Source organism: Streptomyces sp. NPDC055962, assembly GCF_042270185.1.
Classification (GTDB): domain Bacteria; phylum Actinomycetota; class Actinomycetes; order Streptomycetales; family Streptomycetaceae; genus Streptomyces.
In genome coordinates this window covers 320,854-344,548 of record NZ_JBHJYN010000005.1, presented here as the reverse complement: position 1 = coordinate 344,548, position 23,695 = coordinate 320,854, and the positions used below count along the sequence as shown (strand labels likewise).

The following is a 23,695-nucleotide window of genomic DNA, read 5'->3' as shown; positions in this document are numbered from 1 at the left end:
CCGCCGCGACGGCTCTCCTCCCGCCCGTGCATCCGCTCCCAGCTCTTGCGGCACCACGCCACCGATCGGGAGGCACGCATCATGGGTGACAGGACACATACGCACACCGGAGCCGCCGGCAGGGCGCCGGCGGCCGACGGGCCCGCTTCCGTACGGAACGTGGTGCTGGTCGGCCACAGCGGCGCGGGCAAGACCACGCTGGTCGAGGCGCTCGCGCTGACGGCCGGAGCGCTGAACCGGGCCGGCCGGGTCGAGGACGGCACGACGGTCTCCGACCACGACGAGATCGAACAGCGCCGACGGCGTTCCGTACAGCTCTCGCTGGTCCCCGTCGAGTGGGACGGCCACCGGATCAACCTGCTGGACACGCCCGGCCACCCCGACTTCGTCGGGGAGCTCAGGGCCGGTCTGCGCGCGGCGGACGCGGCCCTTTTCGTCGTCTCGGCCGCCCAGGAGGCGGAGGCCGTGGCGGGGACGGCCCGCGCGGCATGGGAGGAGTGCGCGGCCGTCGGGATGCCGCGGGCCGTCGTCGTGACCCATCTGGACACCGCGCGCACGTCCTTCGAGGAGATGACGCGGGTCTGCGGCCGGATCTTCGGGAACGGCGACCCCGACGCCGTGCTCCCGCTCCACCTCCCGGTCCAGGGGCCCGAGGGGCCGGACGGGCATGCCCCGCTCACCGGGCTGACCGAGCTCCTCACCCGGCGGGTGGTGGACCACTCGTCGGGGGAACGCCGGGAGACGCCGCCCTCCGGGGGCCGGCGGGAACCGCTCCGGCGGGCACGTGACCGCCTCATCGAGGGGATCATCGCCGAGAGCGAGGACGAGACCCTCATGGACCGCTACCTCGGCGGCGGCGAGATCGGCCTCACGACGCTCGTCGGCGACCTGGAGCGTGCCGTGGCACGTGGATCCTTCCACCCCGTGCTCACGGCCGCACCGGCCGCCGGGGGCGCGCGGCAGGGCGTCGGCACCGTGGAGCTCCTCGACCTGATCACCCGCGGCTTCCCCTCCCCCGCGGAACACGCGCCGCCCGCCGTCACCGCTCCGGACGGCACCCCGCGCCCCGCCCCCGTCTGCGATCCGCAGGCGCCCTTGGTCGCCGAGGTCGTCAAGACCTCGTCCGACCCCTACGTGGGCCGGGTCTCCCTCGTCCGTGTCTTCTCCGGCACGCTGCGCCCCGACGACACCGTGCACGTGTACGGCCACGGCCTCACCCCGCCCGGCGGGGAGGCCCGCCCCGGCCACGGGTCCGACGTGCGCGTCGGCGCCCTCTCCTCGCCCTTCGGCGGACAGCAGCGCCCGCTGGACCGGTGCGTCGCCGGAGACCTGGCCTGCGTCTCCAAGCTGGGCGGGGCGGAGACCGGCGACACGGTCTCCCACGACGGCGGCCCCCTGCTCATGGAGCCCTGGGCCATGCCCGACCCGCTGCTCCCGCTGGCGGTCCGCGCCCACGGCAAGGCGGACGAGGACAGGCTGTCCCAGGGGCTGGCACGTCTGGCCGCCGAGGATCCCACCATGCGGCTGGAGCAGAACCAGGACACCCACCAGGTCGTCCTGTGGTGCATGGGCGAGGCGCACACGGAGGTGGCCCTGGAGCGCCTGCGCAGCAGGTACGGCGTCCAGGTCGACGCCGAGCCCCACCGCGTCCCGCTGCGGGAGACGTTCGCCTCCCGGGCCGTGGGACACGGCCGCCACGTCAAGCAGTCCGGCGGCCACGGCCAGTACGCCGTCTGCGAGATCGAGGTGGAGCCGCTGCCGTCCGGCGCGGGCATCGAGTTCGTCGACAAGGTGGTCGGCGGCTCGGTGCCGAGGCAGTTCGTCCCGTCCGTGGAGAAGGGCGTCCGCGCCCAGGCGGCCCGCGGTCTCGCGGCCGGGAACCCGCTCGTCGACGTGCGCGTGACCCTGCTCGACGGGAAGTCCCACTCGGTCGACTCCTCCGACGCCGCCTTCCAGACCGCGGGCGCACTGGCGCTGCGGGAGGCGGCGGCGGACACCCGCGTGGAACTCCTCGAGCCCGTCGCCCGGATCGGTGTGCTGGTCCCCGACGACTACGTGGGTGCGGTCATGAGCGACCTCGCGGGCCGGCGCGGCAGAGTCGTCGGAACCGAACAGTCGACCGGTGAACGCACGCTGGTCCGCGCCGAGGTGCCCGAGGCCGAGCTCGGCAGGTACACCGTCGACCTCCGCTCCCTGACGCACGGGACCGGGCGGTTCGACCGGGCGTACGCCCGGCACGAGCCGATGCCTCCCCACCTCGCCGACCGCGTCCGCGAAGCGCAGGAAAACAGCACAAAGGTGAGCTAGCTGACTGGATATGACCCCTTCCGTCCGCTCCCGGCCCGATCCGCGGGCGGGCGACCGGCCCGGGCGATACGCTGTGGGCCCAGCTCAGAAGGTGTGCGACGTACGGTAGTTGGGAACAGCCGCAGGAGCAGACCGTGCGGGCGAGTGGGGGCGACAGTGGCCAACGACGGATTCGATTTCTCTCCCGGAGCGCAGATCCCGCTCCAGGGTGCGGGGGCGCAGGCGGTGGCGACCAACGCCCTCGCCTCCGCCGCGTACCGCGACAGCGATGTGACGGAGATCCTCAAGGCCAACAGCGAGTGGCACAAGTCCCAGGTGAAACCGGGCGAGTCGAAGCTGTTCAAGTCCGACTACTTCAAGCCGAATCTCGGTGAGGCGTTCTCCAGGGCCGTCCAGGAGCGCATGCTCGGCGGCGACCGCGCCGCGCTCATCCAGTCCTTCGGCACCGACCCGCAGACCGTCGTCGAGCACTGCCTCTCCGCGAGCGGTCTGCGCAAGGCCCGTGACAAGAAGCTCACCCTGGTCACCGTGCTCTTCGGCGTCCTCTTCCTGCCCGGGATGCTCTTCTGGGTCCTCGCCTTCCGGCTGCGCGACTCCCTCAACAAGTCCACGGACAAGTTCTTCCAGGCCCTCGGCGGCCTCCTGCTCGTCGTGCTCGGCGGCCTCGCCGCGGTGTTCCTGATCGCCATGCCGCTGACCGGTCTCCCGGCTCTCTACCTGCGCGCCGCGGCGATCGCCCCGGTGATCGGCTGGCTGCTCGCCAAGCGGATCGCGGAGACCTCCGTACGCGACCTGCGGGCCCGCTGGGAGGGGCTCCTCTCCGGCGCCGGCGTGATCGCGAAGATCCCCGAGGCCGCACCCAAGAGCCCCAACGAGACCGCGCGCGAGGCCCTGCGCCAGAGTCTGGAGAAGCTCGCCGCCGAGCAGCAGTCCAACGCCGTCTTCTACGCAGGTCCCAAGGGCATCCTGGGGATGGGGACCCGGTGGGGCGGCTGGCACCTCGCCGAGGAGCTCACCCCCGCGGACCCCGCCAAGGAGATCCATCAGTTCCGCAGCTGGGACGTCGTGCGGGCCATCCACGACCAGCTGAAGCTGCTGGAGCGCGGCCCGCTGAACACCGGCGGATTCCCCACGCCGTCCGTCAAGCACTGGATCGTCTCCCCCATCGGGGAGAACGCGGACTCCGTGTCGCGCCCCGCCGGCGAGGACGTCGCCACCTTCCAGGTCAAGCCCCACGAGATACAGCGCATCTGCAACCACCAGCAGTTCGGCAGCGGCGACCGGCACTACCTGGGTGTCCAGTTCACCCTCTGGGACGGCCAGCTGGTGATCACCATGCTGATCACCGTCACCGTGCTCCACGAGACCCTGAGGATCGAGGTCACCGGGCACGCGCTCGGGCCCGTCCACGGGCTCTTCCTCAGCAAGCCGGAGGCGCCGACCAAGACGGTCAAGAAGGCCGTCAGGTTCTGGGAGACGCGAAAGGTGGCGCTTCCCCTCATCAAGGCGAGCGAGGTCGTCCGGCTCGCCCTTCGGGCCCCGTTGACCTGGTATCCCCCGCTGCTCGACTACCTGGGCGGAAAGATCGTCCTGCCCGAGCCGTTCGGCCTGCGCCACGCCTGGGCGGCCAAGCCGTGGGGGCACCGCTTCATGGCCGACGACGCCATGCGCGCGGCCACCCCGGTGCTGCGCGTGGTGCACTCCGCCGCCAAGCGGGTCCTGACGGAGCACGGCGTCGCCACCGACCGCTTCGACACCCGCTCCTCGATCCTCAGCGGCATGGTCCAGGACGCCGCCCCGAGGAAGGCCGACGTCTACGACGCCTGACCCCCGCCCGGGGCGTGAACCCGCTCAGGCCGACGGCAGCTCGGCCGGCCAGGCGCGGGCCAGCATCGTCCGGGTGTCCCCCAGCAGCTGCGGGAGCACCTTCGTGTGTCCGACGACCGGCATGAAGTTGGTGTCCCCGCCCCAGCGGGGCACCACGTGCTGGTGGAGGTGGGCGGCGATGCCGGCGCCCGCCTCCGCCCCCTGGTTCATCCCGATGTTGAAGCCGTGCGCCCCGGAGGCGGCCCGCAGCGCGACCATGGCCCGCTTGGTGAAGTCGGCCAGCTCCACGGTCTCCGGACCGTCCAGCCCGGTGTAGTCGGCCACGTGCCGGTACGGCACCACCATCAGGTGGCCGCCGTTGTACGGGTAGAGGTTGAGCACGGCGTAGACCCGCTCGCCCCTGGCGACGATGAGCCCGTCCTCGTCCGACTTCGACGGGATCTCGCAGAACGGACAGCCGTCGCCCGCTCCCGGGCCGCTCGGCTTGCTCTCACCCTGGATGTAGGCCATCCGGTGGGGCGTCCACAGGCGCTGGAACGCGTCGGGCGTCCCCACTCCGATCTGCTGTTCCGGCTCACTCGTCATGCCCGTCAGCATATTGCGTCGCTCCCGCCGCGCGTGTCGCCGGGGCCGACCTCGTCCGCGCACCGCGATGCTGGCGCCATGAGCGACCGCCCCGCAGCCCCCGCCCCCGACCGGCTCGAGGAATGGGAGCAGCGCACCGAGGTGCCGCTCTTCGTCGCGGGGCTGGTCTTCCTCGCCGGATACGCGGCCCGCGTCCTCTTCCCGGTCGGCTCCCAGCCCTGGCGCGACATCGCCCTCGCCCTGGTCGCGGCCACCTGGCTGCTCTTCGCCGTGGACTACGCCGTACGCCTGCGGCTCAGCGGCCTGGGCGTCCGGTTCGTCCACAGCCACTGGCTGGACACGGTGGTCCTCCTCCTGCCGCTGCTGCGCCCGCTGCGGATGGTCAAGGTCTACACGGCCGTCCAGAAGCACACCGACAAGCCGAGGCTGAGCCTGTACGCACGGGTCATGGCGTACGCGGGCCTGACCGCCGGGCTGCTGGGCTTCTCCTCCGCCCTCGCGGTGTACTACCAGGAGCGCGGGGCTCCCGGAGCCTCGATCCGTACGTTCGGTGACGCGGTGTGGTGGGCGTGCGCGACGCTCACGACGGTGGGGTACGGCGACGCCGTGCCGGTGACGGCGGTCGGCCGGGTGATCGCGTCGTTCATGATGGCCTGCGGGCTGGCGCTGCTGGGAGCGGTGACGGGCTCGTTCTCCTCGTGGCTGGTGGAGGTCTTCCAGCGGGAGGACGAGAAGAAGCCCCCGGGGAGCGCGTAGCTCCCCGGGGGCCTCCTGCCGTACGGATCAGACCTGTACGCGGCGCTCCACCACGTCGAGGAGCTTGGCGATCGCCTCGTCGCGCGGGATGCCGTTCTCCTGCGAGCCGTCGCGGTGGCGGAAGGACACCGTGCCCGCGTTCATGTCGTCGTCACCGACGATGATCATGAAGGGCACCTTGGCCTTCTGGTGGTTCCTGATCTTCTTCTGCATCCGGTCCGAGGAGGCGTCCACCTCGACCCGCAGCCCCTTCCTGCGCGCCTCGGCGGCGAACTCCTGGAGGTAGGGGATGTGGGTGTCGCCGATCGGGATGCCGACCGCCTGGACCGGGGCGAGCCAGACCGGGAACGCGCCCGCGTAGTGCTCCAGCAGTACCGCGAAGAAGCGCTCGATGGAGCCGAACAGGGCGCGGTGGATCATGACGGGGCGCTGCTTGGACCCGTCCGGGCCGGTGTACTCCAGGTCGAAGCGCTCCGGCAGGTTGAAGTCCAGCTGCACGGTCGACATCTGCCAGGTCCGGCCGATGGCGTCCTTGCACTGCACGGAGATCTTCGGGCCGTAGAACGCGGCGCCGCCCGGGTCCGGGACCAGCGGGAGGCCCTGCTTCTCGGCGACCTGGCGCAGCGTCTCGGTGGCCTCCTCCCAGGTCTCGTCCGACCCGACGTACTTCTCCGGGTCCTTGGTCGAGAGCTCCAGGTAGAAGTCGGTCAGCCCGTAGTCGCGCAGGAGGTTCAGGACGAAGGTGAGCGTCCGGTCGAGCTCCTCCGCCATCTGCTCCTTGGTGCAGTAGATGTGCGCGTCGTCCTGGGTGAAGCCGCGCGAGCGGGTCAGCCCGTGGACGACACCGGACTTCTCGTACCGGTAGACCGTGCCGAACTCGAAGAGGCGCAGCGGGAGTTCACGGTAGGAGCGGCCGCGCGCGTCGAAGATCAGGTTGTGCATGGGGCAGTTCATCGGCTTGAGGTAGTAGTCCACCCCGTCGTCGAGCTGCATGGGGGGGTACATGCCGTCGGCGTACCAGTCGAGGTGGCCGGACTTCTCGAAGAGCTTGCCCTTGGTGGCGTGCGGCGAGTAGACGAACTCGTAGCCCTCCTCCTCGTGGCGGCGGCGCGAGTAGTCCTCCATGGCCCGGCGGACGATGCCGCCCTTGGGGTGGAAGACCGCGAGGCCGGGGCCGATCTCGTCAGGGAAGGAGAACAGGTCCAGCTCGTTGCCGAGGCGGCGGTGGTCGCGCTTGGCGGCCTCCTCGAGGAACTCCAGGTGCGCCTTGAGCTCGTCCTTGGTGGGCCACGCGGTGCCGTAGATGCGCTGGAGCATCGGGTTCTTCTCGCTGCCCCGCCAGTACGCCGCCGCGTTCCGCATCAGCTTGAACGCGGGGATGAACCGGGTGGTGGGCAGGTGCGGGCCCCGGCAGAGGTCCTTCCAGCACAGGTCGCCGGTCTTGGGGTCCAGGTTGTCGTAGATGGTCAGCTCGCCGCCGCCCACCTCGACGTCCGCGCCGTCGTCCGTGGAGGCGGAGCCCTTGATGCCGATGAGCTCCAGCTTGTACGGCTCGTCGGCGAGCTCCTCGCGGGCGGCCTCGTCGGAGACGACCCGGCGGGAGAACCGCTGACCCCGCTTCTGGATCTCCTGCATCTTCTTCTCGATGGCCTTGAGGTCCTCGGGCGTGAACGGCTTCTCGACGTCGAAGTCGTAGTAGAAGCCGTCCTTGACCGGCGGGCCGATGCCCAGCTTGGCCTCGGGGAAGAGCTCCTGCACCGCCTGCGCCATCACGTGCGCGGTGGAGTGCCGCAGGATGTTCAGGCCGTCCTCGGAGGAGATCTCGACGGGCTCGACGGTCTCGCCGTCCTTGAGCTCGTACGCGAGGTCCTTCAGCTCCCCGGCGATCCGCGCGGCGACGACGGTGCGCTGCCCGGGGAAGAGCTCCGCGGCCGTCGTGCCCGTCGTCACCACGTGCTCTTCCCGCTCGGAATCGCGTTGGATGATCACACGGACGTCTGACACCGGTCTCTCCTGACTGAGGGGGTGCGTCGCTTTCCTCTTGCGCGCGCAAGAGGAATCGTACCGAGCCGGGGGGCTCCGACGCGAAAGGGATACCGGGCCGGCTACTCCTCGTCCCCCGTGCACGCCTCCTCGAAGAAGTCGACGTTCTCCTGGAGCGCCTTCATCAGCCGGTCGCGCTCGGCCTCGTCGACCTGGACGGGTGCCACCTGTGAGGCTCCGGTGAGCCTCCGGAAGCCTCCCCGGTTCTCCAGCCTGCCCTCCACGCGCAGCGGGAGTCCGACCAGGTGGGCGTGGCCGGCGATCCGGTAGGCCTCCTCGTCGAGCTCGATCCGCACGTGCGCGACCTCCGCCCCCGCCAGGACCCGCAGCCGTACGACGCCGGAGCCCCGGGGGCCGGAGCGGCGCAGCCGTACGACGGCACCCGTGATCCGTACGGCGACGGCGGGTTCGTCCTGGAGGTAGCGCACTCCGGCCAGCCGCAGGGCGGGCAGGTCGCCCGGCGAGAACTCGACCGGTTCGGGGCCGGCCGGGCAGCCCGGCGGGGCGCCGGCGGCGGGAGCCCAGGCCAGCGTGATCCTGGTGCCCTCCGTCCCCCGGACGAGGGCGACGACCGCCTCGGTCAGTTCCCGGCTGACGCCGGCCGCGACCGCGGCGTCGAACGCCTCCATCCCGCCGGTGGCGCGCTGGTAGTCCACGGCCTCCCGGGCCGCGTGGAGCGCCGCGTAGAGCTGGACGGCCACGGCGCGGCCCGTGGTGACGGGGACGAACGCGGTGAGGGCCCGGCCGTCGGCGGCGGGTCCGACGAGCGTGCCGTCCAGGGCGCTCCGGGCCTTCCGCCGGTGGCGGGCACCGTGGTAGCCGGCCCGGCCGCGTACGGCGAGGGCTCCGGCGAGCAGGATCTGCCGGGCGGCCGTGCGCAACTGGTCCGTGTCCGTCCAGTCGGCGGCCCCCACCGCTCCCGCGGCTCCTTCGGGGACGTCACGCCACCAGTGGATCTCGTCGCTGGGCACGGTGAGGGCGACGAGGATGTCGCGGGCCGAGGGGGCGGCGCTGCGGGCGAGCGCGGTGAGGGCCTCGGCGAGCAGGTCCTCGCTGTCGGGGAAGTCGGCGGTGTCCGGTACGAGCAGGCTGGTGCCGCCCGCGGCGGGACCGGGCGGGACCCAGCGGCTGTAGCGGCCCCGCGCGCCTCCGCGCCGGTGCCAGCCGTGCCGCCGGAGCAGCGTCCCGAGGACGGCGGGGTCGACGCGTGCGGGGTCGGGTGTCCGGCCGGGATCGGGGCCGTCGGTGTACGGGTGTGCGCGGCTGCCCGCCGGGACCGTTCCTCCGGTGGGCTCGTCCGTCGACCGGTGCATCAGGGTCTCCCTCCCGACCCGACCCGGGCCATGATGTCGCAGAGCGCGCGGTCGTCGAAGATCCGCGAGGTCGGGATGCGTACGGTGGTCCGGTTCCGGCCCGTCACGGGGTGGCCGGCCAGGTTCGTCCAGTAGCAGCAGTGCCGCAGGTCCAGGCTGTCGTGGCCGGCCCGCAGCCAGTCGTCCTGGCTGCGGGGCACGAGCATCACGACCAGGATCTTGTGCACCGACACGGGTGTGCGCGCGAGCTTCACCAGATGGGCGTTGTCGAGGGTGAAGGAGAACGCGGCTCCGGGCGGGTGCGGGGGGATCTGGTAGGTGCACTTGAGCTGCACCTTGATGGTCACCTCGTCGTCGACGGTGTGGTCGGGGGCACCGTGGCTGACGTGCCAGTCGATGCCGTTGTCGGGAAAGGGCTGCGAGAGCGAGCAGCCCGCCGCGGCGGCCACCGCGTGGAGGTGTCCCACCTGGAGGGTCTCCATGCAGGCGGTGGTCGCGAGTGTGCCGCGCAGAGGTGAGGTGCTCCGCTGCTGCGGCGGCCTTCCCCCGTGGTCCTCGGTGCGGGCGGGACTCCCTGGGTTCGGCTGCGCGAGCGCCATGGCTCCGTGCCTTCCGGGCTGTGCCGACCGGTTGCCCGGTCTCCGCTGACGGGCGGGTCAACGTGCTTGCCCGTCCCTTCTGTTGTCACCGCAGGAGCCGGGCCGTAAACGGCGTATCAGGCATAGGGTGCGGGTATCACCGAACCGGGCAGAGGAATCCCTTCATCTGCCGCGCAGGCGCGAGGAGTTCGGGGATGATGCATTGGTTCGAAGGGCCGCTGGCGGCTTTTGACACCGAGACGACAGGCGTGGACGTCGAGGAGGACCGGATCGTTTCGGCCGCCCTCGTCGTCCAGGACGCGGCGGGCGGGCGGCTCCGCGTCACCCGCTGGCTGGTCAACCCGGGGATTCCGGTGCCGCCAGGCGCCACCGAGATCCACGGTCTGACCGATGACCATCTGCAGCGCAACGGCCGGTGGCCCGCACCGGTCGTCGAGGAGATAGCCCGGGCGCTGGCGGAGCAGTGCGCGACGGGACGGCCGCTGGTCGTGATGAACGCGCCGTTCGACCTGACCCTGCTCGACCGGGAACTGAGGCGTCACCGGGCGTCGTCGCTGGCCGGCTACCTGCGGAACAAGCCGCTGTGCGTGCTGGATCCGCGGGTGCTGGACAAACACCTGGACCGCTACCGCAAGGGCCGTCGCACGCTGACGGACCTGTGCGAGCTGTACGGGGTGACGCTGGACGGGGCGCACGACGCGGCGGCCGACGCGGCGGCCTCGCTCGAACTGGTCCGCGCCGTGGGCCGGCGGTTCTCCGCCCGGCTGGAGCGGCTGTCACCGGCGGAGGTGCACTCCCTGCAGGCGGTGTGGCACGCGGCTCAGGCGCGTGGGCTCCAGGCGTGGTTCGAGAAGAACGGTGCGCCGGAGGTCGTGGATCCGGCGTGGCCGTTGCGTCCGGAGCTGCCCGCGGCGGCCTGATCAGGTCCGGGCTACGCGAAAGCCGGTCCGTCGGTGGTGCTGACGGACCGGCTTCTCCCGGGTAGGCGATACTGGGTTCGAACCAGTGACCTCTTCGGTGTGAACGAAGCGCTCTCCCACTGAGCTAATCGCCCGGGAACGGGTTGAACCATACAGGGCGCGGCGCCCTGGGTTCAAACTCCTACTCAGTGGCGGAACTGAGTATCCGAGCCCATGCCCGCGGATGTGGCGGCCGCCACACTCCCGTACATGAGACATGTGCCGCCGCCCGCCGAGGAATTGGCCCTCCTCGATCATGAACTGGCCCGGCTGGACGCCCGTCGGCTCCAGTTGCTGAGCCGTCGCGCGTGGCTGGTGAACGCGCTGCACGCACCGGCCGCTCCCCCGCCGTTCCCGGCTCCCGCCGCCCCACGGCCGTTCGCCGGGCCGGTCCCCCGGCCTCCGGCGGCGCCCACGCACGGCACGCAGAACGTGCTGCTGGTCCTGGGTGGTCTGCTGCTGACGGTCGCGGCGATCGCATTCACCCTGTTCAGCTGGGGCGAGATGGGCATCGCCGGTCGTTCGGCGGTGCTGGCGGCCGTGACGGCGGGCGCGCTGGTGGCGCCCGGGCTGCTGCTCGGGCGGCGGCTGCCCTCGACGGCGGAGGCGGTGGCCGTCCTGGCCCTGGTGCTGACCGTGCTGGACGCGGTCGCGCTGCACGCGGTGGCCCTGCCGGGGACGGACGGGCTCGCGTTCTCGGCGGTCGCGTCGGCGGTGCTGGCGGCGGGGTGGACCCTGTACGGGCTGGTGCTCGGCCGGCTGCGCACGCCCCTGCCCGCGGCCGTGGTGGCGGGTCAGCTGCCGCTGGTGTTCGCCGCCTGGGCGGCGGGGGCGTCGGCGACGGGCTTCGGCTGGGCCCTCCTGGTGACGGCCGCCGCGGACGTCGCGGTGGCGGTGTGGGGGCGGGGAACCGGCGTACGGGTCACGGCCTGTGCCGGGGCGCTGCTGACCCTGCTGGTGTCGCTGGCACTGGCGCTGGGGCTGTCCGTGTCGGCGGACGGCGTGCCGGGGGCCATGGGGCCGGGGGCGCTGCTGCTGGCCGGAGCCGCGGTGGCGGTGTCCGGGGCATGGCGCGCGCCCAAGGGGCTCGCGGTGCTCGGGGGCGTCGTGGCGGGGCTGGCGGGGGTCGCGGCGGTGGGTGGTGTGCTGGGTGCGGCGCTGCCGTGGCAGTGGGCGGTCGTGGTGTACCTGGTGTGCGGTGCGGCCCTGTCCGTGGTCCTGCGGCTGCGGGTGCCCCGGCCGGTCATGGGCGGCGTCCTCGCGGCGTCGGCGTCGGTGGTGGCGGCCTCCGTGCTGTGGGCCGCGCCCGTGGTCGCCGCGGTGCTGCTGGCGCCGGTGACGTGGACGGCGCACGTGTGGTCCGGGGCGCCGGACGGCATCCGTGCCGCACTGGGGTACGCGCTGCCGTGGTCGGAGGCGGCCTCGGCACCGGTGGTGCTCGTCGTGGCGGCGGGGCTGTCGGCCGCACTCCACCTCAGGTGGCCTCGGGCGCTCCCGGACAACGGGGGGCGCGTCGCCGCGGGGGCCGTCGGGACCGTACTGGGCTGGGGCGCCGTCCCGGCACTGCTCGCGGTGGCCGATGCGCCGTACGCGGTGGCGGTGGGAGTGGAACTGCTGCTGGTCGGGGTGGTGCTGGGCTTCGCGGTACGCCGGCCGGCCGGTGCGGTCGCGGTCACCTGCCTGGTGTGCGCGCTGGTGGGGGCCGTGGGCGTGACGCTGCTCGGGCTGGCCGCGGAGCCCGCGACGTACGCGGTCCTCGGGGTGCTGCTGGTGCTGTTCACCGGCTCGGCTGCCGGGTCCGGGGTCCCGGCGATGCGGTCGGTGCCGGCCTGTGCCGCGGTGCTCTGCGCGCTCGGCCTCGCCGGTGCCGCGGGGGCGTCGCTGGGGTGGAGCGCCCCGCACACGGCGCCGCTGGTGCTGGTGGTGACGGCGGTGACGGTGCTGCTCGGGGGCCGGCTGCGGGCGCCCGCGGTGGCCGTCCCGGTGGAGCTCGCGGGGGCGTTCGCCGCGGTGGTCGCCGTCTGCCTGGCAGTGACGGACGCACCGTTCCTGGCGCTGGTGCTCGGGCTGAGCGGGGTGCTGGCCGCGGCGACGGCGCTGCGGCCGGAGCGCCGGCGGATCGCGGGGTACCCGGCGGCGGGGCTGTTCGTGGCGGCGGCGTGGGTGCGGCTGGCGGCCTCGGGGGTGACGGCCCCGGAGGCGTACACGCTGCCCGTGTCCGTGGCCGCCTTCGCCGTGGGGTATCTGCGCCGGCGCAGGGATCCGGCCGCGTCCTCGTGGGTGGCGTACGGTCCGGCCCTGTCGATGACGATGGTGCCGAGCCTCGTGGTGGCGTGGGGTGACCCGCACTGGCTGAGGCCGCTGCTGCTGGGGATCGCCGCGCTGCTGGTCACGCTGGCCGGTGCCCGCCTGCGGCTGCGGGCTCCCCTGGTGCTGGGCGGTTCGGTCCTGGCGCTGGACGGGCTGCACGAGCTCGCCCCGCACGTGGTGCAGGTCTTCGACGCGCTCCCCCGCTGGGCACCCCCGGCGCTCGCCGGGCTGCTGCTGCTCGCGGTCGGTGCGACCTACGAGCAGCGGCTGCGCGACGCGCGCCGGGTGCGGGAGAGCTTCGGCCGGATGCGGTGACGTCCGCGGGGCCGGGCGTCAGGCCGGCATCCGGTCACCGATGAGCGCGAGGTTCTCGATGGCGGCGAGACCGTAGAGGGCGGTGTCGTTGGTGTAGACCCAGGCGGCTTCGGTCCCCGGGACGGTGGTGACGGGGCCGGTCACCTTCTCGGTCTTCCACGGGGCGGACTCCTTGTACCCGTCGCTGTTGTAGAACTTCTCCCAGGCGCGGGCGGCGAGTGTGCCGTCGCCCGTCCGCACGGCGGCGTAGGCGTCGAGCCGTGAGTGGCCCTGGAAGAGGATGAGGCTGCCGAAGTCGGCCCCGTAGCGCGCTGCCTGCTCGGCCTTCGTGGCGTTGAAGTACCGGCAGTAGTCGAGGTACGCCTCCTCGAACGCCGGTACGTCGGCGCCGACGAGGTCGATGAGTTCGGCGCACAGCTCGTTGAGGCCGAAGACCGCCGAGAGGTGCGACACGCTGACGACGGGTTCGTCGGCGACGGCGAACTTCCCGGTGTCCAGGTCGTACAGGCCGCTGCCCTGGACGAAGCCGTTGGGCTGGGCGGCGATCGTCTCCATCGTGCCGAGGACGCGCGCCTTGGCCTTCGCGGCCTGGGGGCCGCCGCGCTCCCATTCGGTGAGCCACGCCGAGACCAGTCCGCTCCAGTCGGTGCCGAAGCCGACGGAGAGCGCGTGGCGGTCGGGGGTGTAGGGCTCGGTGCGGATCTTGCGGAGCGGGTCGAGGGCGAGGAACGTCTCGTCGGAGTCGACGTTGGCGCGCATCAGGTCGCCGACGCGTTCGTCGGCGGTGAGGAAGTAGTAGAAGCGCCGGTAGGTGGTGTTCGCGATGCGCTGCTGCTTGGCACTGTCGGCGTAGTGCTGGATGCCGTGGCGGGTGCCTAGTCCGGCCCACTCGCCGAGGTGGTAGACGTCGACCTCGCCGGTGTGCCGGGTCATGGCCTCGGCGAAGCGGAAGATGTCGGCACGGCCGGACCGCAGGTAGGCGTACCAGAGCCAGAGGTCGGGCGAGAGCTCCGAGTTGTCCCAGGCGTAGCCGCCGACGTCGTAGCGCCACTGGTGGCGGGCCGGGTCGTAGGAGTGCATGACGTCGCCGTGGTCCCAGAAGCCGTACCAGCGCCTCATGTCGACCTGGTCCTTGTAGTACGTGAAGAGGAAGTCGAGATGGTCCTCGATCCTCGCCTTCGCCGGGGTCGAGCGGTCGACCGCGGAGAACAGTCCGCCGAAGACCTTCGCGTCCATCAGCTGGGACGGGGGTGCGGCCAGCTGCGGGAGGGTGCGGACGGCCTCGGTCTGCTGCGCCAGCGCGGCGGCGCCGGGGGTGGAGTCATGGGCCCAGAAGACGAGTTCACTCGTGCGGGCGATGCCGTAGGGAGTGCCGAAGCCGGGCTCGTAGTCCTCGTAGGTGATGTTGAGGCCTTCGAGCTGTTCCGCGTACGTGTCCTGGCCGAGGCCGTCGTGGTAGAAGCGCAGGTCCATCGGCTCGGCCTCGGGCGACCAGAGCCAGACGGTGACCTCCGCGGCGTCGGTGTGGGCGTCGCGGATGTCGAGCTGGGCGGGGAACTTCTCCCAGAAGTCGCGCAGCCCGAAGGCCAGTCCGCCGCTCGCCCCTCCGACGTAGCCGAAGCCCGAGGCGCGCCTGCCGCCGCCGGCGGCGATCCACCCGTGGCCCTTCCTGGTGCGCTTGCGCAGGGAGAAGCCGTCGGCGGAGAGCTGGCTGAGGGTGTAGTCGCCCCAGGTGGGGATGAGGTGGAGGCGGCTGGTGACACGCTGGTCCCAGGTGGCGGGGTCCGGGAGCTTCGTCCCCTCGAACTGGGCCGCCTGGACGGCTGCGCCGGGGTCGCGGCGCAGCCCGGTGATGCCCTTGACGGCCTCACGGAGCATGCCGGTGCCTTCGCCGCCGATGCGGATGTGCCGGTCGTACGCCTCGTCCCGCATGGGGACGGTGAAGCGGACGCCGAGTCCGCGGATGAAGTCTCCGCTCGCCTTTCCGGGCTCCTGGGTTCCGTCGAAGGTGATGGTGTGCACCATGCGGAACGACTCGGCGCCCGCGTAGAAGTAGAACCGGACGGAGAACGGCAGCCAGGAGCGCTTCCCGCGGCGGTGCCTGCCCTCGACGCGGACGACGGCGCGGACCGGCCCGCTCTGTTCCACCTCGGCCTTGGTGACGGCGCTCTCGAACCGTTCGTACGTCTCGCGCCCCTGGTCACCGTCCTCGATCTCCCCCTGGCGGATCAGGACCAGCCTGCCGTCCTTGGCGATCTCGGTGGAACCGCGGGTCAGGGAGGTGATGAGCGAGGAGCCGCTTCTGCCCAGCTTCGCGGTGACGACGCCGGTGGAGACGCTGATGGTGCCGCCGGTGTTCTTCACGGCGACCTTGTGGGCCGGCGCGGCGGGCGTCCCCGGTCCGAGGACGAACTTCCCGGCACCCGCAGCATCCGGGCCGACGGCGTGCGCGGTCCACTTGGCGGAGCCGTCGGGCCAGGTGGCGGTGGTCCACGACTGAACGGGGACGTCCTTGCCGTCCTCGGTGGAGAGCGCGAACGTCTGGTCCTTCGGGTACCTCCCTTTCGGCCAGGGCACGCCCACGGTGGTGCCGGGGGCGGCGCCGAGACCGCCGGACTCGAGCCAGGTCAGGGCGACAGGATCGGCGGTGGGTTCCGCGCCCGGGGCGGCCGACGCGGGCGTGGCGCCGGGGGACCAGCTGAACTGGGCGGCCGCGCCGGCCGCTGCCGCGGCCTTCAGGAGCGTTCTGCGGGGCATCCTGGACATGGGTGTACCTCTCTCCGTGCGGATGGGCGGAACAGGGGACGGGCAGGGACCGGTCAGCGCGAGAGGTCGCGCTGCCGTACGGCGGTGGCCGCGGCGGCGACGGCCCCGAGGACGGGGACGGCGAGCGGGAGTACCAGGGCGCCGGACAGGACGACGACGGCCATCCCGCAGACGAGGAGCAGGGATCCGGCGGGGTCGGTGACCGTCCGGCGTCCGGCGTCGGCGAGGAGGGCGGGCCAGCGCGCGCCGGGCTCCCAGCGGGACGCGGCGCGTACGACGGCGACCAGGAAGCCGATCATGGCGACGACGCCGACGGCTCCCACGAGCGGGCCGCCGGGCAGCCCCGCACGGACGGCCGCCAGGTCGAGCAGGAGCAGGGCCCCGGCGGCCCACACGGCCGCGCCGACGGCCCATCCGCCGCGTGCGGCGGCCCGGGCGTCGAGCGCGAACTCGCGCAGGCCGCCGTGCTCGCCGGCGAGGTACCGGCGCAGGTGCCGGGTGCCCGCGGCGAAGGCCGCGGGGAACGTGAACAGCGGCAGCGCGCCGCCGGTGATCCACACGCCGAGGAGCAGGCATTCGGAGAACAGGGCGAAACGGTCCATGACGCGCGAACGCCTGGCCGGGGTGCGGGTCTTCGTCGCCACGGCGCGTCAGCCCTTCAGACCCGAGGTGGCCATGCCGTCGATCAGATAGCGCTGGAAGGCCACGAAGAAGGCCAGCACCGGGAGCAGCGCCACGAGGGACATGGCGATCATGCCGCCGTAGTCCGCCACCGCGTCCTGGTCGATGAACATCTTCAGCCCCATGGAGACGGTGTACTTGTCCGGCTCGTTGAGGTACAGCAGGGGGCCCATGAAGTCGTTCCAGGCGTTGATGAAGGTGAAGATCGCGGTGGTGACGAGCGCCGGCCGGCAGAGCGGCATGACGATCGACCAGTAGGTCCTCAGGTGCCCGCAGCCGTCGAGCCGCGCCGCCTCGTCGAGCTCCTTGGGCAGACCGCGCATGAACTGCACCATCAGGAAGACGAAGAAGGCGTCCGTGGCCAGGTACTTGCCGATCAGCAGCGGGGTGAAGGTGTTGATCAGCTCCAGCTTCTGGAACAGCACGTACTGCGGGATGATCAGCACGTGGTACGGCAGCAGCAGGGTGCCGATCATGACGGCGAACATGACGCTGCGGCCGGCGAACCGCACCTTCGCGAAGGCGTAGGCGGTCAGCGAACAGGACAGCACGACGCCGATCACGGAACCGATCGCTACGTACGCGGAGTTCAGGAAGAACGTCGAGACGGGGATGTCGGCGATGCCCTCGGTGAGCCGGGTGTAGTTGTCACCGATGGGGTCGGCCGGGAACAGGTCCAGGGCGCCGATGATGTCGGAGCTGGGCTTGAACGACGCCCCGATCGTCCACACCACCGGGTACAGGACCACGGCGAGGACGGCGAGCGCGCCGAGGTGCCAGGCGAGAGCGCCGGGCATCCGGCGGCGTACGGCTGCGTGACGGAGACTCATCGGCCGCCCTCCTCGTAGTGCACCCAGCGCTTCTGGGACCAGAACAGCACGGCGGTGACCAGGCCGACCGCGAGAAGCAGCAGCCATCCCATGGCGGACGCGAAGCCCATGCGGCTGTTCACGAAGCCTTGTTCGTACAGGTAGCAGGTGTAGACGAGCGTCGCGTCGGCCGGTCCGCAGCTGCCGTTGCTGACGATGTAGGCCGAGCCGAAGATCTGGAAGGAGTGGATGGTCTCCAGCAGGACGTTGAAGAACAGCACCGGCGAGATCATCGGCAGGGTGATGTGGAAGAACCTGCGCCAGGGGCCGGCTCCGTCCACCTCGGCCGCCTCGTACAGCTCGTGCGGGACCTGCTTGAGACCGGCCAGGAAGATGACCATCGGCGCGCCGAACTGCCAGACGGTGAGGGCGATCAGAGCGTAGATGATCATGCCGGGGTCGCCGATCCAGCCGCCCGTCCCGACGCCGAACACCTTCTGCGTACGGTCCACGAGCGCGTCGTCCGAGAACAGCGCGCGCCAGACGATGGCCGCCGAGACGCTCGCGCCGATCAGGGACGGGGCGTAGAAGGCCGCCCGGTAGAACGACTGCCCCCACCGCTTCTGGGCGAGCAGCATGGCGACGGCGAGTGCCGCGGCCAGCTTGACCGGGGTACCGATCAGCACGTACCAGGAGGTGACCTTGACGGACTGGCGCCAGCGGGGGTCGGCGAACATGTCGGTGAAGTTCTGCAGACCGATCCAGCGGGGCGCTTCGAACAGGTTGTACTCGGTGAAGGACAGGTACAGCGAGAAGACCATGGGGCCGGCGATCAGGAACAGGAAGCCCGCGATCCACGGCGACATGAACAGATAGCCGGCCAGGTTCTCCCGCCGCTCCCGCTGCTTGCGGGCGGCGGGCGGCGCGCCTTCTCCGGGACCGTTCCGCTCGGTGGCGGGGCGGTCGCCCCCGGGGGCGAGCACACCCGGGGAGGTGTGGATGTGAGTCACCACGGTCCTCTCAGTTCGAGGCGAGGGCGGTCTTCGCCTCGGAGAAGAACTGCTGCACGGCGTCCTTCGGCGAGGCCTTGCCCAGGGACAGGTCGGTACCGATGCGCAGGAAGGCCGCCTCGATGACGTCCGCGCCGGCCGGGTGCGGGGTGATGGGCTCCAGGACACCCGCATCGGCGATCGCGGTCTCGTACGCGGCGATCGCCTTGCTGGGGGCGTCGGATGGCTCGTAGGCCTCGAACTGGGAGGTGGTGGCGGGCACTCCGCGGTCGTAGCCCATGATCCGGGCGACCTCGGGGTCGTGGGTCATGAAGCTGATGAAGGTCGCCACCTCGGCGGGATGCTTGGTGCGGGCCGTGCCGCTCAGCATCAGCGAGCCCAGGTACTGGCCGGTCTTCCTGCCGTCCGTGCTGGGGATCGGCGCGAGGCCGTAGCTGCTCCTGCCCTCGGCGCTGTAGCGGACCGAGAAGTTGTCCCAGGTGAACTCTCCGGCGGACAGGCCCTTGGCGGTGGCCGACGCGGGCTTGATCTGCTCGACCTTGCCGGGGTCGGCGTAGATCCCCGACTCGACCCGGGCGAGCGCCTCGGTCCAGTACGGCAGCAGTTCGGCCTCGCCGAAGCCCATGCCGTCCTCGGTGAAGAACGCCTTGCCGTTCTGGCGGAGTATCAGGTCGTAGAGGTACATCACGCCGTGCGGACCGGCGTCACCGGCGATCTTCTGGCCCCTCTTGATCTTCTGAAGGCCCGCGTACCAGTCGTCCCAGGTCCAGCCGGTCTCCGGCGCGACACCCGCCTTCTCGTACACCTTCTCGTCGATGACCAGAGCCATCGAGTTGCTGCCGACCGGGACACCGAGCAGCTTGCCCTCGATCTCCGCGAACTTCTCCAGGCCGGAGCGGAATCCTCCGAGGTCGAGGTTGCCCTTCTCCGCCTGGGGCTTGAGGTCGAGGAGGACGTTCTTCGCCTCGTACTTGCGCAGGAAGGTCACGGCGTTCTGGATGACGTCCGGGGGGTTGCCGCCGGCCGCCTGCGTGTTGAACTTCTTCCAGAAGTCCGGGTACTGCTGGAAGTCCGTCTTCACCTTGATCTTCGGGTGCTTCTTCTCGAAGAGGGCGACGCAGCTCTGGACCTTCTTGGCCCGGTCGTCCGCGCCCCACCACGAGTGCCGGATGGTGACCGGACCGCCGGAGCCGCTGCCGCCCGAGCCGCAGCCCGCCGCCGTCAGCCCCAGACCGGCCGCCGAGAGGCCTGCCAGCTTCAGCAGCTGACGCCTGTCCATGCCGTTGTTCCGAGACATAGCTCGCCCCCACCGTTCGCGTTGAATCGTTTTAGAAAGCGCTTGCCGGGTCAAAGTAAGGAGCCGCACCGGGCGCGTCAACGGTTAGGGCGAAATTTCGACGGCGCGACGGCCGGCCGAACAGGCGGAGCCGGCGGAAGGACCTGCCGGACAAGCAAAGCGCCGGCGGAAGGACCTGCCGGACGGGCGGAGGCGGCGCGACGGCGGCCGGGCGCACACGGAAACGCCGATGGCCCGGAAGCTTCCTCGAAGCTTCCGGGCCATCGGTCCGGGGTGGGCGATACTGGGTTCGAACCAGTGACCCCTTCGGTGTGAACGAAGTGCTCTCCCACTGAGCTAATCGCCCCGGCGCACCGCACACATTACCCCATGTCAGCGGCGCCTCCGGACCATCACCGGGTCACTGCTCGATCTTCCACGGCATGACGACGCCGAACTTCCAGACGTAGATCCCGACCAGCACCGCGATGATCACCAGCCCCACCGCGGTGAGGATGATGTTGCGCCGCCGGACCTTGGGGTCGAGGGCACGCTGGGCGGCCTCCGTGACCTTGCGCCGGGTCCAGCGCAGGACGAGCTGCGCCCAGACGAACTCGGTCGCCCAGATCGCCATGCCGCCGAAGATCACCAGCCATCCGGGGCCGGGCAGCGGCAGCATCACGATGCCGGCCCCGACGACCGCGAGGCCGACGAGGAAGATCCCCACCTGCCAGCTCAGGTGGAGCACCCTCGATCCCTGGATGAATCCGGGTGCGCGTGAACCCAGCTCCCGCTCCTCCGTGGCCCCGTCCCCCGCAGCGGCCCCCGGGGCCACCGTCGCGGCGGCCACGTCCCGCTCGTCACTCTCCGCGTTCATGAATCCCAACCTACCGGAACGGCGATCGTCACCGGAATGGACGCATGACCCAAAGTTACACACCGCTGGACGAGCGACCTGAAGCATCACAAATAGGTCAGAGGGGTTTACAACGCCACCGTAGGTGGCATGTCGATTTCGCCGACGTGCGAATCCCCGAGCGCACACTGAGCGAAAGGCCCTGGCGCTTATGAACACCACGGTCAGCTGCGAGCTGCACCTGCGCCTCGTTGTGTCGAGCGAGTCCTCACTGCCTGTACCCGCGGGCCTGCGGTATGACACGGCCGATCCCTATGCCGTGCACGCCACCTTCCACACCGGAGCGGAGGAGACGGTCGAATGGGTTTTCGCCCGTGACCTCCTTGCCGAGGGGCTGCACCGGCCCACCGGCACCGGAGACGTCCGCGTCTGGCCATCTCGAAGTCACGGCCAAGGCGTCGTCTGCATCGCACTGAGCTCCCCGGAGGGCGAAGCCCTGCTGGAAGCGCCGGCGAGGGCCCTGGAGTCGTTCCTGAAGAGGACCGACGCCGCGGTTCCGCCCGGCACCGAGCATCGTCACTTCGACCTCGATACGGAGCTCTCACACATCCTGGCCGAGAGCTGAGCCAGGCCGAGAGCTGCGGGACGCCGTCCGACTCGGGGAGACGGCGTCGCGCGGACAACCTCATAGGGCAGACACCGGCGCCGTCGCCGCGGAACCCACCGCGGCGGCGGCGCCGGGGCGCGCGGGTGCCCGGCGACACCCCGCCGGGGCCCGGGCACCCGCCGTGACCGCACCCGCCGGGGCCCGCCCACCTGTCGACCACGCGTCACCCGCGGCGGCCCGCACACCCGCCGCGCCCGCACCACCCGCGGTGGCCCGCCCACCCCGTCGACCACACGTCACCCGCGGCGGCCCGCACACCCGCCGCGCTCGCACCACGCGCCTCGCCCGTGCCTCCGCGCCGCCTCCGAAAGCCGCCGGAAGGGCCCACAGCCGCCTCCGGTGCGTCCGGCCGGGAAAGGTGCGGGTCCCTCCCCGTGAGCCCGCACCGGGCCGTGGGCGGCTCCGCCGAGCCAGTAGAGTCAGCCGCCATCGGCGGACGCCCCGTCCGCCGGAGGCCAGGGAGCGAAGCGTGCTGATCCCACACGACACCCGGATCGCCCTCGACACGGTGGTCGATCTGGTGAACACCGCACCGGAGGAAGGCGCGGGCGACGGGCTCGCGGAGCTCGCCGAGCTCTACGCCTTCGCGGAGCGCCACCACATCAGTGGCGTCGGAACCCTCGGCGAGAAGGACCTGCGTGCCGTGCACGACGTCCGGAGCAGGTTCGCCGAGATATTCGCGGCACCCGACGCCCGTACGGCCGCCGATCTCGTCAACGGCCTGGTGGCCGCCGCCGGCACCACCCCGCAGCTGACCGATCACGACGGCTACGACTGGCACGTCCACTACTTCGCGCCCGACGCCTCGATCGCGGACCATCTCGGCGCCGACTGCGGCATGGCCCTGGCCTTCATCGTCGTGGCGGGCGAGCAGGAGCGGCTGCGGCGCTGCGAGGCGCCGGACTGCCGGGACGCCTTCGTCGACCTGTCGCGCAACCGCTCCCGCCGCTACTGCTCCAGCCGCACCTGCGGCAACCGGCTCCATGTCGCCGCCTACCGGGCCCGGCGCCGGGACGCGGCGCGCTGACCCTCTCGGAGCGCCGGGGCGGCGGACCGGGCGGAGGGCGGCCCTGCGGTGCGGCGGGCTTCCGGGCACGACGGCCGCTCACAGGAGGAAGAGATCGTGCAGCGCGGCCATCAGCAGCAGGCCGCCGACCACCGTCAGGAAGATCATCAACGGCGGCTGGGAAAGCGCGAAGAGGCAGCCACGCGGCTCTTCGGCAGGGGGTGCGGGGGCCTCGCCCCGGTATGTGTCCACCATCTCGTAGCGATCATGACGCAGAGCGGACCCCGCCGGCGCCCAACAGAGCCATTCCCAGGGGCGGTTCACCCGCACCGGGACGGTCGGATTCGATCCCCCGTTTGAGCGCCCCGCGCGCGTTCGCCCCGGATGCCCCCGACGGCACTTCCCGTCACCCGGACCCGTGCCGGTTCCCGCGCACCGGCGTTGTGGGACACCCACAGGCCGCCGGTCCCCCGGCGCGGGCCGCCGTCCGCGACTCCCGGGTCAGCGCGGGGCGGCGCTGGAGGCCCGTACGACGAGCTCCGGCTGGAGTACGACGCTCCGGTGCCGGTGGCTGCCGTCCCCGTCGTCCGCCTCCTCCAGGAGGAGCTCCGCCGCCATCCTGCCCATCACCACGGCGGGCTGCCGGACCGAGGTGAGGGGCACGGCTGCGGCCGCCGCGAATTCGATGTCGTCGTACCCGACGATGGCGATGTCCTGCGGCACCCGCACACCGGCGGCGTACAGCGACTGCAGGACGCCGAGGGCCAGGAGGTCGTTGGCGCAGAACACGGCGGTCGGCCTGGGGACGAGCCCGAGCAGCCGGGCTCCGGCGTCGCGGCCCGCGGCCACGTCCAGGCGGTCGGAGGGGATCTCCACGAGCGCCTCGGGGCCGAGCCCGGCCTCGGCGAGCGCGGCGAGCGCGCCTTCGCGGCGGTCCCTGATCTGGTGGAGGTCGCCGGGGCCGCTCACATAGGCGACGGAGCGGTGGCCCGCGGAGACGAGGTGCCCGACGGCGAGCGTGCCGCCGCGCACGTCGTCCACGGAGACGGCACAGCTGTCGGTCGTCGCCGCCACGCGGTCGACCAGCACGTACGGGATCCGGTGCCGCGAGAAGGCCTCGAGGTTGCCGCCGGTGGCGTCCGCCGGGGTCACCAGGACCCCGCAGACCCGCTGCTCGGCGAAGAGGCCGAGGTATTCGGCCTCCTCCTCCTGGCTCTGACCGCTGTTGCACACCATGACACCGAGGCCGGCGTCACGGGCCGCGCGCTCGGCGCCACGGGCGATGTCGACGAAGAACGGGTTCCCCATGTCCAGCACCAGCAGGGCCATGATGCGGCTGCGGCCCGCCCTGAGCTGCCTGGCGGACTCACTGCGTACGTATCCGAGCTCCTCGATCGCCGCGAGCACGCGGGCCCGGGTGTCGGGGAGCACCGCCTCGGGACGGTTGATCACATTGGAGACCGTGCCCACCGAGACTCCGGCCTGTCGGGCCACGTCCTTGATCCCTGCCACACGCCCCACTTGCCCTGCCCCACTGATGCGTTCGGCCCGCCGTGCGTCGGCGCGGGCCCTGGTCCCTCGACGGACATCCGGCGTCCGTCTCTGTCGCC

The 23,695-nt window shown here is 71.9% G+C and carries 19 protein-coding genes and 2 tRNA genes; 7 read left to right on the top strand and 14 right to left on the bottom strand.

Features of this window, described 5'->3' with window-relative positions:
* The first annotated feature begins 81 nt into the window (after positions 1-81).
* Together ACFC51_RS17730 and ACFC51_RS17725 are read left to right on the top strand one after the other, a co-directional pair.
* Positions 82-2,307: an elongation factor G-like protein EF-G2 gene (locus tag ACFC51_RS17730; protein ID WP_376373531.1), complete on the top strand. Its 2,226-nt coding sequence runs from the start codon at positions 82-84 to the stop codon at positions 2,305-2,307.
* Positions 2,308-2,463: 156 nt separating this feature from the next.
* Positions 2,464-4,134, top strand: a complete 1,671-nt coding sequence (locus ACFC51_RS17725; RefSeq protein WP_376373601.1) for a hypothetical protein — start codon at positions 2,464-2,466, stop codon at positions 4,132-4,134.
* Positions 4,135-4,158: 24 nt separating this feature from the next.
* On the opposite strand, the gene ACFC51_RS17720 is transcribed toward ACFC51_RS17725, so the two are convergent.
* On the bottom strand, positions 4,159-4,731 hold the full coding sequence (locus tag ACFC51_RS17720; RefSeq protein ID WP_376373534.1) for an HIT domain-containing protein: 573 nt from the start codon (positions 4,729-4,731) through the stop codon (positions 4,159-4,161).
* A 66-nt stretch (positions 4,732-4,797) separates the two neighbouring features.
* On the opposite strand from ACFC51_RS17720, the gene ACFC51_RS17715 reads away from it, so the two are divergent.
* The gene (locus tag ACFC51_RS17715; protein WP_376373536.1) at positions 4,798-5,475 is read left to right on the top strand and encodes a potassium channel family protein; all 678 of its coding nucleotides are present in this window, start codon (positions 4,798-4,800) and stop codon (positions 5,473-5,475) included.
* A 27-nt stretch (positions 5,476-5,502) separates the two neighbouring features.
* Here ACFC51_RS17715 and thrS read toward each other — a convergent pair whose 3' ends face one another.
* From thrS to ACFC51_RS17700, 3 genes are all read right to left on the bottom strand, one after another.
* On the bottom strand, positions 5,503-7,479 hold the full coding sequence (thrS, locus tag ACFC51_RS17710) for a threonine--tRNA ligase (protein ID WP_376373539.1): 1,977 nt from the start codon (positions 7,477-7,479) through the stop codon (positions 5,503-5,505).
* A 101-nt stretch (positions 7,480-7,580) separates the two neighbouring features.
* The gene (locus tag ACFC51_RS17705) at positions 7,581-8,831 is read right to left on the bottom strand and encodes a hypothetical protein (protein ID WP_376529504.1); all 1,251 of its coding nucleotides are present in this window, start codon (positions 8,829-8,831) and stop codon (positions 7,581-7,583) included.
* A complete protein-coding gene (locus ACFC51_RS17700; RefSeq protein ID WP_376373543.1) occupies positions 8,831-9,430 on the bottom strand; it encodes a DUF4365 domain-containing protein in 600 nt (199 codons plus the stop codon). The genes ACFC51_RS17705 and ACFC51_RS17700 overlap by 1 nt, the downstream gene beginning before the upstream one ends.
* 194 nt (positions 9,431-9,624) lie before the next feature.
* Between ACFC51_RS17700 and ACFC51_RS17695 the strand changes: the two genes are divergently transcribed.
* Positions 9,625-10,350 carry a 3'-5' exonuclease gene (locus ACFC51_RS17695; RefSeq protein ID WP_376373546.1) on the top strand — a complete coding sequence of 242 codons (726 nt, stop codon included), beginning with the start codon at positions 9,625-9,627 and terminating at the stop codon, positions 10,348-10,350.
* A gap of 62 nt (positions 10,351-10,412) precedes the next feature.
* On the opposite strand, the gene ACFC51_RS17690 is transcribed toward ACFC51_RS17695, so the two are convergent.
* Positions 10,413-10,484 (bottom strand) — tRNA-Val (locus tag ACFC51_RS17690).
* Between the two features lie 115 nt (positions 10,485-10,599).
* On the opposite strand from ACFC51_RS17690, the gene ACFC51_RS17685 reads away from it, so the two are divergent.
* On the top strand, positions 10,600-13,014 hold the full coding sequence (locus ACFC51_RS17685; RefSeq protein WP_376529501.1) for an SCO7613 C-terminal domain-containing membrane protein: 2,415 nt from the start codon (positions 10,600-10,602) through the stop codon (positions 13,012-13,014).
* An 18-nt stretch (positions 13,015-13,032) separates the two neighbouring features.
* Here the strand turns inward: ACFC51_RS17685 and ACFC51_RS17680 are convergent, their stop codons facing one another.
* The 7 genes from ACFC51_RS17680 to ACFC51_RS17650 form a co-directional block, all read right to left on the bottom strand.
* Positions 13,033-15,780, bottom strand: a complete 2,748-nt coding sequence (locus tag ACFC51_RS17680; protein WP_376529499.1) for a Tat pathway signal sequence domain protein — start codon at positions 15,778-15,780, stop codon at positions 13,033-13,035.
* 53 nt (positions 15,781-15,833) lie between these two features.
* Positions 15,834-16,382 (bottom strand): hypothetical protein, encoded by a 549-nt coding sequence (locus tag ACFC51_RS17675; RefSeq protein ID WP_376529668.1) that lies wholly within the window; start codon positions 16,380-16,382, stop codon positions 15,834-15,836.
* 48 nt (positions 16,383-16,430) lie between these two features.
* On the bottom strand, positions 16,431-17,291 hold the full coding sequence (locus ACFC51_RS17670) for a carbohydrate ABC transporter permease (RefSeq protein WP_376373553.1): 861 nt from the start codon (positions 17,289-17,291) through the stop codon (positions 16,431-16,433).
* Positions 17,288-18,280, bottom strand: coding sequence for a carbohydrate ABC transporter permease (locus tag ACFC51_RS17665; protein ID WP_376529496.1), 993 nt, complete (start codon positions 18,278-18,280; stop codon positions 17,288-17,290). The genes ACFC51_RS17670 and ACFC51_RS17665 overlap by 4 nt, the downstream gene beginning before the upstream one ends.
* Before the next feature lie 10 nt (positions 18,281-18,290).
* On the bottom strand, positions 18,291-19,577 hold the full coding sequence (locus ACFC51_RS17660) for an ABC transporter substrate-binding protein (protein WP_376529493.1): 1,287 nt from the start codon (positions 19,575-19,577) through the stop codon (positions 18,291-18,293).
* A gap of 274 nt (positions 19,578-19,851) precedes the next feature.
* Positions 19,852-19,923: transfer RNA gene (locus tag ACFC51_RS17655), tRNA-Val, on the bottom strand.
* A 54-nt stretch (positions 19,924-19,977) separates the two neighbouring features.
* Positions 19,978-20,433 (bottom strand): TIGR02611 family protein, encoded by a 456-nt coding sequence (locus ACFC51_RS17650; protein WP_376373559.1) that lies wholly within the window; start codon positions 20,431-20,433, stop codon positions 19,978-19,980.
* Positions 20,434-20,623: 190 nt separating this feature from the next.
* On the opposite strand from ACFC51_RS17650, the gene ACFC51_RS17645 reads away from it, so the two are divergent.
* A complete protein-coding gene (locus ACFC51_RS17645) occupies positions 20,624-21,037 on the top strand; it encodes an SsgA family sporulation/cell division regulator (RefSeq protein WP_003959770.1) in 414 nt (137 codons plus the stop codon).
* Between the two features lie 511 nt (positions 21,038-21,548).
* Complete coding sequence (locus tag ACFC51_RS17640) at positions 21,549-22,106, top strand: CGNR zinc finger domain-containing protein (protein WP_376373562.1); 558 nt, start codon at positions 21,549-21,551, stop codon at positions 22,104-22,106.
* A gap of 78 nt (positions 22,107-22,184) precedes the next feature.
* Here ACFC51_RS17640 and ACFC51_RS17635 read toward each other — a convergent pair whose 3' ends face one another.
* The gene (locus tag ACFC51_RS17635; protein WP_167535453.1) at positions 22,185-22,340 is read right to left on the bottom strand and encodes a hypothetical protein; all 156 of its coding nucleotides are present in this window, start codon (positions 22,338-22,340) and stop codon (positions 22,185-22,187) included.
* Positions 22,341-22,586: 246 nt separating this feature from the next.
* Entirely contained in the window at positions 22,587-23,597 is a 1,011-nt protein-coding gene (locus ACFC51_RS17630; RefSeq protein WP_376373565.1) for a LacI family DNA-binding transcriptional regulator, read from the bottom strand.
* Between the last annotated feature and the right edge of the window lie 98 nt (positions 23,598-23,695).

Coding starts and splice junctions, on each gene's coding strand:
- ACFC51_RS17730 (WP_376373531.1), top strand. CDS start 82: ATGGGTGACAGGACACATACGCACACCGGAGCCGCCGGCAGGGCGCCG.
- ACFC51_RS17720 (WP_376373534.1), bottom strand. CDS start 4,731: ATGCTGACGGGCATGACGAGTGAGCCGGAACAGCAGATCGGAGTGGGG.
- ACFC51_RS17715 (WP_376373536.1), top strand. CDS start 4,798: ATGAGCGACCGCCCCGCAGCCCCCGCCCCCGACCGGCTCGAGGAATGG.
- ACFC51_RS17705 (WP_376529504.1), bottom strand. CDS start 8,831: ATGCACCGGTCGACGGACGAGCCCACCGGAGGAACGGTCCCGGCGGGC.
- ACFC51_RS17700 (WP_376373543.1), bottom strand. CDS start 9,430: ATGGCGCTCGCGCAGCCGAACCCAGGGAGTCCCGCCCGCACCGAGGAC.
- ACFC51_RS17695 (WP_376373546.1), top strand. CDS start 9,625: ATGATGCATTGGTTCGAAGGGCCGCTGGCGGCTTTTGACACCGAGACG.
- ACFC51_RS17685 (WP_376529501.1), top strand. CDS start 10,600: ATGAGACATGTGCCGCCGCCCGCCGAGGAATTGGCCCTCCTCGATCAT.
- ACFC51_RS17680 (WP_376529499.1), bottom strand. CDS start 15,780: ATGTCCAGGATGCCCCGCAGAACGCTCCTGAAGGCCGCGGCAGCGGCC.
- ACFC51_RS17675 (WP_376529668.1), bottom strand. CDS start 16,382: ATGGACCGTTTCGCCCTGTTCTCCGAATGCCTGCTCCTCGGCGTGTGG.
- ACFC51_RS17670 (WP_376373553.1), bottom strand. CDS start 17,291: ATGAGTCTCCGTCACGCAGCCGTACGCCGCCGGATGCCCGGCGCTCTC.
- ACFC51_RS17660 (WP_376529493.1), bottom strand. CDS start 19,577: ATGTCTCGGAACAACGGCATGGACAGGCGTCAGCTGCTGAAGCTGGCA.
- ACFC51_RS17650 (WP_376373559.1), bottom strand. CDS start 20,433: ATGAACGCGGAGAGTGACGAGCGGGACGTGGCCGCCGCGACGGTGGCC.
- ACFC51_RS17645 (WP_003959770.1), top strand. CDS start 20,624: ATGAACACCACGGTCAGCTGCGAGCTGCACCTGCGCCTCGTTGTGTCG.
- ACFC51_RS17635 (WP_167535453.1), bottom strand. CDS start 22,340: ATGGTGGACACATACCGGGGCGAGGCCCCCGCACCCCCTGCCGAAGAG.